The 12,841-nt window shown below is 51.6% G+C and carries 14 protein-coding genes; 12 read left to right on the top strand and 2 right to left on the bottom strand.

The features are described 5' to 3' along the window. The first annotated feature begins 501 nt into the window (after positions 1–501). The 4 genes from lolA to BLP45_RS14665 all read left to right on the top strand — a co-directional run bounded on the left by lolA (position 502) and on the right by BLP45_RS14665 (position 4,011). Positions 502–1,125 (top strand): outer membrane lipoprotein periplasmic chaperone LolA, encoded by a 624-nt coding sequence (gene lolA, locus BLP45_RS13075; RefSeq protein ID WP_090372931.1) that lies wholly within the window; start codon positions 502–504, stop codon positions 1,123–1,125. Next, complete coding sequence (locus BLP45_RS13070) at positions 1,118–2,431, top strand: replication-associated recombination protein A (RefSeq protein ID WP_090372930.1); 1,314 nt, start codon at positions 1,118–1,120, stop codon at positions 2,429–2,431. Before lolA ends, BLP45_RS13070 begins: the two co-directional genes overlap by 8 nt. Continuing rightward, entirely contained in the window at positions 2,432–3,790 is a 1,359-nt protein-coding gene (gene serS, locus BLP45_RS13065; RefSeq protein WP_090372929.1) for a serine--tRNA ligase, read from the top strand. An 80-nt stretch (positions 3,791–3,870) separates the two neighbouring features. Further along, complete coding sequence (locus BLP45_RS14665) at positions 3,871–4,011, top strand: hypothetical protein (protein ID WP_176754751.1); 141 nt, start codon at positions 3,871–3,873, stop codon at positions 4,009–4,011. On the opposite strand, the gene BLP45_RS13060 is transcribed toward BLP45_RS14665, so the two are convergent. Next, positions 4,008–4,580, bottom strand: coding sequence for a peroxiredoxin family protein (locus BLP45_RS13060; RefSeq protein ID WP_090372928.1), 573 nt, complete (start codon positions 4,578–4,580; stop codon positions 4,008–4,010). The genes BLP45_RS14665 and BLP45_RS13060 overlap by 4 nt on opposite strands. Before the next feature lie 1,139 nt (positions 4,581–5,719). Between BLP45_RS13060 and coxB the strand changes: the two genes are divergently transcribed. From coxB to BLP45_RS13035, 5 genes are all read left to right on the top strand, one after another. Continuing rightward, positions 5,720–6,853: a cytochrome c oxidase subunit II gene (gene coxB, locus BLP45_RS13055; protein ID WP_090372927.1), complete on the top strand. Its 1,134-nt coding sequence runs from the start codon at positions 5,720–5,722 to the stop codon at positions 6,851–6,853. A 16-nt stretch (positions 6,854–6,869) separates the two neighbouring features. Further along, positions 6,870–8,450, top strand: coding sequence for a cytochrome c oxidase subunit I (ctaD, locus tag BLP45_RS13050; protein ID WP_090372926.1), 1,581 nt, complete (start codon positions 6,870–6,872; stop codon positions 8,448–8,450). Between the two features lie 124 nt (positions 8,451–8,574). Then, positions 8,575–9,132 carry a cytochrome c oxidase assembly protein gene (locus BLP45_RS13045; RefSeq protein WP_090372925.1) on the top strand — a complete coding sequence of 186 codons (558 nt, stop codon included), beginning with the start codon at positions 8,575–8,577 and terminating at the stop codon, positions 9,130–9,132. A gap of 38 nt (positions 9,133–9,170) precedes the next feature. Then, positions 9,171–9,341, top strand: coding sequence for a DUF2970 domain-containing protein (locus BLP45_RS13040; protein WP_090372936.1), 171 nt, complete (start codon positions 9,171–9,173; stop codon positions 9,339–9,341). Between the two features lie 31 nt (positions 9,342–9,372). Beyond that, positions 9,373–10,230, top strand: a complete 858-nt coding sequence (locus tag BLP45_RS13035) for a cytochrome c oxidase subunit 3 (RefSeq protein ID WP_090372924.1) — start codon at positions 9,373–9,375, stop codon at positions 10,228–10,230. A gap of 22 nt (positions 10,231–10,252) precedes the next feature. Here the strand turns inward: BLP45_RS13035 and BLP45_RS13030 are convergent, their stop codons facing one another. Continuing rightward, on the bottom strand, positions 10,253–10,441 hold the full coding sequence (locus BLP45_RS13030; protein ID WP_090372923.1) for a twin transmembrane helix small protein: 189 nt from the start codon (positions 10,439–10,441) through the stop codon (positions 10,253–10,255). Between the two features lie 61 nt (positions 10,442–10,502). On the opposite strand from BLP45_RS13030, the gene BLP45_RS13025 reads away from it, so the two are divergent. The 3 genes from BLP45_RS13025 to cyoE all read left to right on the top strand — a co-directional run bounded on the left by BLP45_RS13025 (position 10,503) and on the right by cyoE (position 12,835). Then, a complete protein-coding gene (locus BLP45_RS13025) occupies positions 10,503–11,225 on the top strand; it encodes an SURF1 family protein (protein ID WP_256327828.1) in 723 nt (240 codons plus the stop codon). Positions 11,226–11,262: 37 nt separating this feature from the next. Continuing rightward, positions 11,263–11,811 carry an SCO family protein gene (locus tag BLP45_RS13020; RefSeq protein WP_256327827.1) on the top strand — a complete coding sequence of 183 codons (549 nt, stop codon included), beginning with the start codon at positions 11,263–11,265 and terminating at the stop codon, positions 11,809–11,811. Positions 11,812–11,938: 127 nt separating this feature from the next. Beyond that, positions 11,939–12,835: a heme o synthase gene (gene cyoE / locus BLP45_RS13015; RefSeq protein ID WP_090372922.1), complete on the top strand. Its 897-nt coding sequence runs from the start codon at positions 11,939–11,941 to the stop codon at positions 12,833–12,835. Positions 12,836–12,841: the final 6 nt, after the last annotated feature.

The following is a 12,841-nucleotide window of genomic DNA, read 5'->3' as shown; positions in this document are numbered from 1 at the left end:
TTTGTACCACTTCGAGTCGTACCACAACGACATGTCGTAATCGCGTCCACCCGTGCCGGCGTGGCTGCTCGACGTTCCTAGTGTTGTTGCCATTTGAGTACCTCCTAAGCCAATTATTGAAAACAACATCCTTTACGGCGGCATAATAATTCCGCCAGCGAAATTTAGACTCTTGTGTTTTTGTATAGTTCCCGAAAAATTTCGGTGGATATTTTCCGGCGTCGATGCTGAGAAAGCAGCGATACTACAACTATTAGACACTCACGCTCGCTGATAATGCCCTGCCCGCGAACGCCTTTTGCGAATAAGCAAAAAAACGCCGCGTTTAGCTCCAATGTAAGCCTGGAAGCCGGTAAAATTGCAGCGCTATCGCCTGCTCATGTCCTTACGGCTATTAAAATTGACAAGTCGGATGTTGTTCCATTAATCATATAGCCTATCTCGATTTACAGCAATTGAGACTGTTCCCCTGGTAGTGCGCTCAATGCGCGCAAAAACATCATGAATTTTTTAAAACACCCCTATCTTTTCCTACTACTCTGTTTAATAAGCTCTATTGTGGAAGCTGGTGCGATAAGCAACCTCAAGGCTTTCGTCCAGGATACCCGCACGTTTCGCGGGGCATTTGCCCAGACCGTCCTGGACAAGAATGGGCGCGTGGTACAAAAAGGGGGCGGTACCATGCAGTTCGAGCGTCCGGGCAAATTTCGGTGGGTTTATGAAAAACCATACGAGCAGTTGATTGTCGGCGATGGCAGCAGGATATGGTTCTACGACCGCGATCTTGACCAGGTGACGGTACGCAAGCTCGATCTTGCTATCGGTAGTAGTCCAGCGGCGTTGCTTGCGGGAAGCAGCGATATCGAAACCAATTTTGATCTGAGTGAAATCAGCTTGAAGGGAGATACGGAGTGGCTCGAAGCAAAACCCAAAGCCAAAGAGGGAACATTTGAATGGGTACGCCTGGGATTTACCCCCGAGGGTATACTGAAAGCGATGGAGCTGCATGATAATTTTGGTCAAACGACCGTGCTTACTTTCTCCCGCGTGGAGCAAAACCCCAAGCTCTCGCCGGAGTTGTTCAAGTTCAGTCCTCCCGAAGGCGCGGACGTGATCAGTGATTGATTTGTTCGAAAAGCGGGAGCCAGCGGCACCGCTGGCCGAACAGTTGCGTCCTCAAGAACTGAAGGATGTTGTTGGTCAGTCGCATTTGCTCGGGGCAGGCAGACCATTGCGCCTTGCGTTCGAATCCGGCAAGCCCCACTCAATGATACTCTGGGGACCTCCCGGTACCGGCAAAACGACATTGGCACGGCTAATGGCGCGAGCATTTGATGCTGAATTTATCGCGCTATCGGCGGTATTGTCGGGGGTCAAGGATATCCGTGAAGCGATAGAGCGGGCCCAGATGGTGTTGCAGCAATCGGGCCGCCACACAATTCTATTCGTGGATGAGGTGCACCGCTTCAATAAGTCGCAGCAGGATGCGTTTCTGCCATATGTCGAACAGGGATTGGTGACGTTCATTGGGGCCACCACCGAAAATCCTTCATTTGAAGTCAACGGCGCCCTATTGTCGCGGGCACAGGTCTATGTGCTCACCGCCTTGTCCGAGGATGAGCTCGTTATTCTGTTTGAGCGAGCCAATAATCTGGCATTGCGGGGCCTGAGTTTTACCGACGATGCCAAATATTTATTGGTTGGATACGCGGACGGCGACGCCCGGCGTCTACTCAATTTTCTTGAGCAAATAAAAACCGCGGCGGCAATAGAGGGTGTTTCCGATATCGGCGTGGATTATGTGCGTAACGCGCTTTTTCGTGGCATCCGCCGGTTCGACAAAGGGGGAGACGAATTTTACGATCAGATTTCGGCACTGCATAAATCACTACGCGGTTCCAGCCCTGACGCCGCGCTTTACTGGATGTGCCGCATGCTGGACGGTGGCGCCGATCCGCTTTACATCGGCCGGCGGCTGATCCGGGCGGCGGTGGAAGACATTGGTCTGGCCGATCCGCGTGCGCTGCGAGTAGCGCTGGATGCGTCCGAGACGTACGAACGCCTGGGTAGCCCCGAGGGTGAGTTGGCATTGGCGCAGGCAACACTGTATCTCGCCTCCGCGCCCAAGAGCAACGCCGCCTACACTGCATATAATAAGACCCGGTCTTTTATTGGAACCGGCAAATCACATCGCGTACCTGAGCATTTGCGTAACGCGCCCACCAAACTCATGAAGGATCTCGGCTTCGGACGTGACTATCGCTATGCCCATGACGATCCCGAAGCCTACGCCGCGGGAAAAAATTATTTTCCGGAAGGCATGCCGGAGGTTAAATTTTATGAACCGACGGTGCGCGGGCTGGAAGGGAAAATTTCCACAAGGCTGGCGCACTTGCGCGAACTGGACAAACAGGCGAAGGACAAGTCATAGATGTTAGACATTCAGTTATTGCGCACCGATCTGGCGCATGTTGCCAGACGTCTCGCGGCGCGCGGATATGCTTTTTCTGTAACGGAATTCAACGCGCTGGAGGCGGAACGCAAGATGCTGCAGACCCATACCCAGGACCTGCAAGCGCGGCGTAACGCCGTCTCGAGACAGATCGGCAATGCCAAGAGCAAAGGGGAAGACGTTGACGTCATTTTGGCGGAAGTGGCCAACCTCGGCGGCGAGCTGAGGCAGGCCGAGGCGCAGCTTGCGCAAACTCAAACGGCATTGCAGCAAATGCTATTGCAAATTCCCAATCTGCCGCACAGCAGCGTACCGGAGGGCAATAGCGAAACCGATAACCGGGAAGTGCGGCGCTGGGGAACGCCGCGCTCCTTCAATTTTACGGCAAGGGATCACGTGAGTATTGGCGAAAGTTTGGGATTGCTCGATTTCCCGACCGCCACCAAGCTCAGCGGTTCGCGTTTCAGTTTTATGACGGGCGGACTGGCACGTCTTCATCGCGCACTTGCGCAGCTTATGCTGGATGCGCATACGCGCGAGCATGGGTACACCGAGGCATATGTGCCATATCTGGTTAATGCGGAGAGCTTGCGGGGAACCGGCCAATTGCCAAAATTCAAGGAGGATTTGTTCGAGATTCCCCGAAAAAAAATGACTCCAACCGACGTTCATTCCCAGAATGGGACTGATCAAGGCGCGTTGTCGACCGAAGGGCAATATCCGCTGGAAGATGATAATTTGTACTTGATTCCCACCGCTGAAGTCCCGCTCACGAATATCGCGCGTGATCAAATTATTGCTCTCGAATCGCTTCCCGTTAAGCTTACGGCCCATACCCCGTGTTTCCGCTCCGAAGCGGGAAGCTATGGCAGGGACACACGCGGAATGATCCGGCAGCACCAATTCGACAAGGTGGAGGTGGTGCAGCTTGCGCATCCGCAGCAATCCTATGAAGCCCTGGAGGAACTTACCGGGCATGCGGAAAAGATCCTTCAAAAACTGGAGCTGCCTTATCGCGTGATGGCGTTGTGTACCGCCGACCTGGGTTTTTCGGCAGCCAAGACTTACGACATCGAAGTGTGGTTGCCCGCGCAAAATGCCTATCGCGAAATTTCTTCATGCAGTAATTGCGAAGCATTTCAGGCCCGGCGCATGCAGGCACGCTTCCGCAATGAGAAAGGCAAGCCGGAACTATTGCATACCCTCAATGGGTCCGGATTGGCGATAGGACGGACGCTAGTGGCGATTCTTGAAAACTTCCAAAACGCCGACGGCAGCGTGTCGATTCCAAAGGCCCTGCAGCACTACATGGATGGCCTTGACCGGCTTACAGCGTAGAGAGCGGAAAAGCAAATGGCATCGGCTATTTCATCATGAAAGGAGATTTTAGCGTGTAGAAAAATATGGAGTAGCCCTTCATGACGCAACCGCGGACTTTCCCGTACTCGAAGATACGTAGCACCCTGCACGGGGATTATGTTCGCCAGACGGCTCGGGAACTGACGATCAAGGCGCTCAGCCCCACAAAACCGAAGCTGCTAGCGCACCGTTTCGATTAGACGCTGCATCCGTCCGAATTACAGGCAGCACTTCCGTCATTTTCCCGGGTTGACGTCGGCACTTGTGCGGATTCATCGATTTCCTCCGCCAGCAATGCGCCAATCGAGAATCCAACTGTCAGGTCACTTACATGGCCGAATCTATGCAAGCGAATGTGCCCTGTTTTGTCGATCAGAATGAGGGTCGGCGTTCCTTGCATTTGATATGCGTGCATGGTGAGCGGCACGCCTTGGGGCGGCCCTTCATATTTATCGATGCCGATCGGGAAATTCAGCCGATACTCATGAACGAACACTTCAAGCGCGTCCCGACCCATTACGGAATGATGCTCAAAGACGGTATGCAAGCCAATCACCGCTACCCGCTTCGAGTCAAATTCCTGATATATTCTCTGGGCTTGCGGAATACCGACCTGTACGCACCCCGGACAGAAAATTTGAAAAGTATGGAGCACAACCACTTTGCCGCGCAAGGCGGCAAGTGTAAGCGGCTGCGGGGTGTTGAGCCACGACGATGTCTGTAGCTCCGGGGCTTTGCTTGCAGTAATGGTATTGTTGGCTGCCGCCATTTCTATCCCCCTAATATGATTGCAGAAATCTTCGTGAAATGAATACGTGGGATTGCCCGTTAAATAATCCGGCAAAATTGCAGATTGCAGGTTGCATGCGTCTTATCGCGGTAATAATAGGCAGAAGCCGGTTATATCGTCAAGGATGATTCTTTCATGGGTAAGCAGCAAAAGTACCGGGTATGCGCGCGGTTCACGCTCGTCGGCCGGGCTATGCTATTTAGATATCCCGGCTTTTATTAACCAGATTGGCAGTAGGGATTTGACAATAGAATAATCATGGCTGGATATATTCTGAGTTCTGCAACAGTGCCGTTGCCTTGGATTGTAATCTGGGAAGGCAGGAGGGGGAACCGGCTGTCTCGCGAGAGGAAAAATTACACATTTTTAACGGGCATTACCATAATTCAAATAGGGTAAAATCACCACATTCCGAAGAGGGAAAAATACCGTTTTTTAGAATAGGGGCATTATTAATTTGGGTTAACAAGATCGTGTTTCTTTCTTGTACGCCCAATTTTGGTGTGGTAGAATTTTGTTCTATTTTATTCCCGGCTAATGGAGTAAGCAGCGGGGCGATAAAAAGAAACTGATGGGAGTACTGAAAGAATCCAACTCGGTTTGCTGGACAACACAAGAGCGATAAGCTTCTGAAAAAAAGTAAATTATTTGAATAAGGAAAATCAAATAATTTAACAGGGCGATACTATTATGCTTAATAAAATAAGCGAAAAGCATATCGTGTAACTGGAAATTACGATGATATTTTCGCGTGCATTACGCTGTTATTGTCTTCAATCGCATTCGATATTACGCAAGAAAATCTCATAGTTCGGCCGTTGATAAAAAACTGAGCTCTAAATTTTTTAGTTGAAACTTTGAACTTATAGACAAGCCCTTTATTCTTAGTGTTTGGAATTACTATGAGGTCATAGAATAACACAATTACCGACATTAGCAACATGGTTATTTACGCAGGACAAATCTTGTGGCGAAAAGTGTTGGTAGCGGGATATCCGGCAGGACCGATCTAAGCAAAAATGTTCTGGAAAGAGAAAACAGTCCATGGAAGCCGGGGCCAATATCGGGTTTTATAATTATTGGGTCGTACTGTAATCAGTCATCAAGTGGGGGAAAATATGAGTAGTAAAGCAACAGCAGCCCTGGTAGGAGTTCTTACGCTCGCCTTGTATTCCGGACTGAGCATGGCGGCGGATCCTTACCAGTTAAATTTGCAGGAGCCGCAGACAATCATTGCCAGGCAGACGTATGATCAGCATACGATGGTCTTATGGGTTTGCCTGGTAATCTTTATCGGCGTATTCGGCACCATGTTTTACTCGGTGCTCAAGCACCGCAAGGATAAGGGTTACAAAGCTGCGAATTTCCATCATAGCACTACGGTCGAGATCATCTGGACCACCATCCCGTTCTTCATACTTATCGGCATGGCCTACCCTGCCACCAAGACCGTCATCGCCATGAAGGACACCTCGAGCCCGGACATCACCATCAAGACCACCGGCTACCAGTGGAAATGGGGGTATGACTACCTGACGGGCGAGGGCGAGGGAATCAGCTTCCTGAGCAGCCTGTCTACCCCCAGGGCGCAGTTGGAGAACAGGGAGCCCAAGGGCGAGAATTATTTGCTGGAAGTGGATAACCCGGTAGTGGTGCCGATCAACAAGAAAATCCGTATTCTTCTGACTTCCAACGACGTGATCCACGCCTGGTGGGTGCCCGCCTTTGGCGTCAAGCAAGATGCCATCCCCGGATTCATACGCGATACGTGGTTCACGGCTGAGAAGCCCGGCATCTATCGCGGCCAATGTGCCGAACTATGCGGCAAGGAGCACGGCTACATGCCGATAGTCGTGGAAGCGGTGGAACCGGAGAAGTATACCCAGTGGGTAGCTGAACAAACCAAGAAATCCGCTGTGGCGGCTGTTGACGTCAACAAAGTGTATACCATGGACGAACTGAAGGCCGAAGGCGAGAATGTCTATGCGGCTAACTGTGTTGCCTGCCATCAAGCCAATGGCAAGGGCATACCAGGGACCTTTGCTGCACTGGACGGATCAAAGGTTGCCACCGGTCCCAAGGCAGACCATATCAACATCGTAATGAACGGCAAGACCGGCACAGCCATGGCGGCTTTCAAGCACCTGTCGGATGTGCAAATCGCGGCGGTGGTCACCTACGAGCGCAATGCCTGGGGCAATACGACGGGCGACGTAGTTCAGCCATCCGAAATCATCGAACTCAGAAAATAGCATCAAGGAGAAAACCATGGCAGCAGTACACGATCACGACATTGCACACGCGCACGACCACCACCCCACTGGCATGATGCGGTGGCTAACCACCACTAACCACAAAGATATCGGCTCGATGTATCTGTGGTTCAGCTTCGTGATGTTCCTGACAGGGGGCGTGATGGCGCTGACTATCCGGGCCGAGTTGTTTATGCCGGGTATACAGATCGTCAATCCCGAGTTCTTCAACCAGCTCACCACCATGCACGGCCTGGTGATGGTGTTCGGCGCGATCATGCCGGCCTTTGTCGGTTTTGCCAACTGGCAGATACCGATGATGATCGGCGCGCCGGACATGGCTTTCGCCCGCATGAACAACTGGAGTTTCTGGCTGCTGATTCCGGCGGCGCTGTTGCTGATCGCTTCGTTCTTTGTTCCGGGCGGTGCCGCTGCAGGCGGCTGGACGATTTATCCGCCTCTGTCGGTGCAAATGGGGATGGGCATGGATATGGCTATTTTTGCTCTCCACATCATGGGTGCTGCTTCCATTATGGGGTCGATCAACATTATCACCACCATTCTCAACATGCGGGCGCCGGGCATGACGCTGATGAAAATGCCGTTGTTCGTCTGGACCTGGCTGATCACCGCCTACTTGCTGGTCATGGCGATGCCGGTACTGGCTGGAGCCATCACCATGCTGCTGACCGACCGCAACTTCGGCACCAACTTCTTTAACGCGGCGGGTGGCGGCGACCCCGTGATGTTCCAGCATATTTTCTGGTTCTTCGGGCATCCGGAAGTCTACATCATGATTCTGCCGGCATTCGGCATCGTCTCAGAAATCATTCCGACGTTTGCGCGCAAGCCGTTATTTGGGTATTCATCGATGGTTTACGCCACGGCGTCCATTGCTATCCTTTCCTGCATCGTCTGGGCGCACCACATGTTCAGTGCGGGCATGCCTGTCACCGGCCAGTTGTTCTTCATGTATGCAACGATGCTGATCGCGATACCGACCGGAGTGAAGGTCTTCAACTGGACCGCTACCATGTGGCGGGGTTCCATGACTTTCGAAACACCCATGCTGTTCGCCATCGGCTTCATTTTTCTCTTTACCATTGGCGGTTTCAGCGGCGTCATTTGTGCGATCGTGCCGATAGATATCCAGGTGCAGGACACCTACTATGTGATTGCGCACTTCCACTATGTGCTGGTGTCGGGAGCGTTGTTTTCCATATTTGGCGGCGTTTACTACTGGCTGCCGAAATGGACCGGGCATATGTATGATGAAACATTGGGCAAAACGCACTTCTGGCTGTCGATGTTCTTTTTCAATCTCGCCTTCTTTGTCCAGCACTTCCTGGGGTTGGCGGGCATGCCGCGTCGTGTTCCCGACTATGCGCTGCAGTTCGCCGACTTCAATATGATTTCCAGTATCGGCGCCTTCGGCTTCGGTTTCAGCCAGCTGCTATTCCTCTACGTGGTGCTAAAGTGCATCCGTGGCGGCGAGAAAGCACCGGCCAAGCCCTGGGAAGGTGCGAAAACGCTAGAATGGACCTTGCCGTCACCGGCGCCCTACCATAGCTTCGAGACACCCCCGGTGGTCAGGTAGAACAACGGGATACGAATATGTCAGCAGATGATGCGGAACGAAAGCGTGGAGCAATCAGAACAGCGCTGATTCTGCTGGCAGTCGTAGTAGTACTTTTCCTTTCAGTTATTATAAGAAACTGGTAATGAGCGCACTCCAAGCCAATTCGGTAATAATGAAAAAACTGCTGATTTTTACGGTAGTTATGTTTGGCTTCGGTTTTGCGCTGGTACCATTTTATGAGAAGATCTGCGAGGTTACAGGCATTAATAATCTGCTACAGGCAGATACGCTAACAGAAAATACGCAGGTAGATACCAGCCGTTGGGTAACGATCCAGTTGGACGCCAATACGCGCGGTCTGCCGTGGCAGTTCAAGCCCCTGCAATCCAGTGTGCGCGCGCATCCTGGCGAACTGGTAGAGGTAATGTATGAAATCCGGAATGACTCGAATCGGGAGATCAACGGCCAGGCGATACCTAGCTACAGCCCACAGTTGCTTGCCAAGCATTTGAAGAAGCTGGAGTGTTTTTGTTTCAGCAAGCAAGTATTAAAACCGAATGAGGTCAGGCAGATGCCGGTACAATTTATGATTGAACCCGGCCTGCCGGCTGATTTCGATACCGTGACCATTTCCTATACGTTCTTTGAACTCGGAAGCGATAGTGCCGCGGATACGGGTGAACGGGTGAATAAGAGTTGAAAGTCGGCGACAGCGATAAACCGGCCAAGGGGACATTCATGCAAGCAATGAAGGCGGTGTCATGGGCGTTTTTTGGTGTGCGAAAACATACCGATCACGATTATGATGCGGCAACGTTGACAATGGGGCAAGTGATCATCGCAGGCATCGTTGGTGCGGCGCTGTTCGTGGCGGGTGTGATATTGCTGGTTAAATTTGCAACAAGTTAGAAATCAATTAATTATACGCGGGAGATTGAACATGAGCCAAGAAGCAGGTCACGGTCATTATTACGTTCCAGCGCCATCTACCTGGCCTATGGTCGGGGCAATAGCGCTGTTTTTCATGGGTTTTGGTGCAGCGTTCTCAGTCAACAGGCTTCCGCTCGGCTATGGTCTGCTGGCAATCGGCTTTGCCATACTTGTATACATGCTTTTCGGCTGGTTTGGCGCGGTAGCGCGGGAAAGCGAGAGTGGCAAGTTCAGCGCGCAGGTGGATAAATCTTTCCGCTGGGGAATGAGCTGGTTCATTTTTTCCGAAGTGATGTTTTTCGCGGCCTTCTTTGGGGCGTTGTACTATATGCGGGTCCATACGGTTCCTGAGCTTGCCGACCTGGAGCATAAGATCCTGTGGCCTGATTTCACGGGAGGTTGGCCTACAGCGGGTCCGTGGATCACCGAGAAATTCATGCCGATGGGGCCGTGGGGCCTTCCAGCCATCAATACCCTGATACTGCTGACATCGGGCGTAACAGTTACCTGGGCACATTGGGCGCTCAAGCTGAACAAGCGCGGGCAACTCAAGCTGGGGTTGTTTCTGACCTTTTTTCTGGGATTTCTCTTTGTTGGCCTGCAGGCCTATGAATATGGCCATGCCTATTCCGACCTCAACCTCAAGATGACCACCGGTGCCTATGGCGCGACGTTCTACATGCTAACCGGGTTTCACGGCTTCCATGTGACGTTGGGTTCCATCATGCTGTTTGTTATATGGTGTCGCGTAATGGCTGGTCATTTCACGCCCGAGAATCATTTTGGCTTCGAGGGCGTCGCCTGGTACTGGCACTTTGTGGACGTGGTCTGGCTGGGACTGTTTATTTTCGTTTACTGGCTGATATAAATATCAAAGCGAGGATGGCGCGCTAGATCTGAATAAACCCCAGATACGTTCCCAGCATTAGTAGGGCGAAGAGGAGCATCGACAAACTAATGCGAAGAGTCAGGGACCTGACTGCGCGCGTGCCTTGCCCCTTGTCTTTAATCATGTAATACAAGGCGGATGCCAGGCTGGCGAGTATGAAGAACAGAAATAGTACGACGACGATTTTCAAGGTAAATTCCAGTAATTGTTGGGTCCGGGAATAAGTTTAGCCGAGTTCCGCACACTATCCAATGACTATTTCAGGCTGGCGGTTCACGCCACGATTATGGTCAACGGTGGCTGCGGCGGTTGTCATAATAATCATGCTGAACCTTGGCAACTGGCAACTTTCCCGAGCCCAGGAAAAGGAATCAAGGCAGGAGCAACTGGATATGCTCTCGCGTCAACCGGCCGTAGCGTTACCCACGACTCCGGTTAAACTCGAGGATTTTCGATATCGCCGGGTTGAGGCAAAGGGCGCGTATTTACCGATGCATACAATTTATCTGGATAACAAGATACACCATGGCGTTGCCGGCTATCACATCATCACCCCGCTGAGAATCGGTGAAAGTTCAATGCATGTTCTGGTGAATAGGGGTTGGGCAGCCGCTGACCGTGACCGTAGCAAGTTGCCCCAGATATCAACGCCAGACGGGCAGATAGTTGTCTCGGGAGTTGCAACCTCAGCGGTACAGAAAACGCTGGAACTTTCAAAGGAGATGGTGTCAGGCCAGGTATGGGGAAACCTCGATCTGGAGCGCTATCGAGGCGCCACGGGCCTGACGCTGCAGCCGGTGATGATACTGCAGCAGGACGATGTGAAGGACGGTTTGGTGCGTCAGTGGGTGCGGCCGGATTCAGGTTCCGCCAAGAATCTTGGTTACGCGTTTCAATGGTTCGCAATGGCGTTGGCCGTATTCATTATTTATTTGGTGTTAAGTGTCAAACGAGAGCGTTCCGAAAGCAGCTAGAACGAATAGGCGTACGCTGATCTTATTGCTGGTGGTGATGTGCGCGCCATTTATTGCTTCTTACCTGCTTTATTTTTGGGAGGTAAGACCTGGCAGCATCAATTATGGCGAATTGCTGGAAGTTAAGCCTGTGTCGGGCACTGGATTGAATCAGCTCGATAACACTATTTTTCGCATGCGCCAGCTACGGGGTAAATGGGTGCTGCTAACGGTGGACTCGGGAAAATGCGATGAGCAATGTCGTAAAAAACTCTATTACATGCGTCAAGTACGTTTGGTTCAAAATAAGGAAATGAACCGGATAGAACGGGTGTGGCTGATTGACGATGGCGAGACGCCCGCCCCGAAAATCCTGGATGACTTCAAGGACAGCTGGTTTATTAGTGCAAAAGATAGCGAAATACTCGCATCGATCCCTGGAAAGGAATCGCAACGCGACCATATTTATCTTATCGACCCGATGGGAAATCTGATGATGCGTTTTCCTAAAGATCCGGATCCCACGAAAATGGCAAAAGACCTTAAACGATTGCTTCAGGTCTCTCAGATGGAACATGCCATGGGTTCGGCCGATATGAAGCATTGAGAGCAACTTAAACGGTCACAATCAGGAAGGGTCGGGTAATTCACGAAGAAAACCTCAAGGCAATCTGCCCTGGTTCCTCAATCGGTTATGAGCAGGCATTTCACCTGTGATGTATTAGGAGATGAAAATGATGGCTACGAATTTGGCTTGGCAGCAAACTGCTTCGCGCATGCAGGAATTTTACCGGTTAACGAAACCGAGGGTAGTATCACTCATCGTTTTCACCGCATTTATCGGCATGTTTCTCGCGGTCCCTGGTGCCGTGCCATTAAACGCACTGATATTCGGCACCTTGGGAATTGCGCTTGTAGCAGGCGCGGCCGCGGCGGTAAACTGTTTGGTGGAACAAAAGTTCGACGCGATTATGGCGCGCACACGTGGCAGGCCTTTGCCACGGGGCAAAGTGACTTCGCCCGAAACCTTGTTTTTCCTGGCATTGATCGGCGGATCGGGTTTATTGATTCTTCATCAGCTGGTGAATCCGCTGACCATGTGGCTTACGCTGGGTACATTCGTGGGATACGCAATCATTTATACCATCATATTGAAGCCCATGACGCCGCAGAATATCGTCATTGGCGGAGCTTCCGGCGCAATGCCACCTGTGCTGGGGTGGGCGGCGGTAACGGGCGAGGTGACTTCCGACGCACTGCTGCTGTTTCTGATCATCTTCGCGTGGACTCCTCCGCATTTCTGGGCATTGGCGCTCTACCGCAAGCTGGAATACGCGAAAGTGGGAATGCCAATGTTGCCCGTAACCCATGGCGACAAATTTACCCGTCTGCATGTGCTGCTGTACACGCTGATACTCATCGCCGTGACATTGATGCCTTATGCAACCCAGATGAGCGGACTTATCTACCTTATCGGCGCGGTGATATTGGACGCTGTGTTCTTGTATTATGCGGTAAAAATCTATCTTGATTATAGTGATCAGCTTGCGCGAAAAGCATTTCGCTATTCAATCTTTTATTTGGCCGCCTTGTTTACGGTGCTATTAGTAGATCATTACATCCGCTTCTGACGGATT

This window comes from Nitrosospira sp. Nl5 (assembly GCF_900102495.1).
Classification (GTDB): Bacteria; Pseudomonadota; Gammaproteobacteria; order Burkholderiales; family Nitrosomonadaceae; genus Nitrosospira.
The sequence above is the reverse complement of the archived record's forward strand: the minus strand, read 5'-3'. Positions and strand labels throughout refer to the sequence as shown.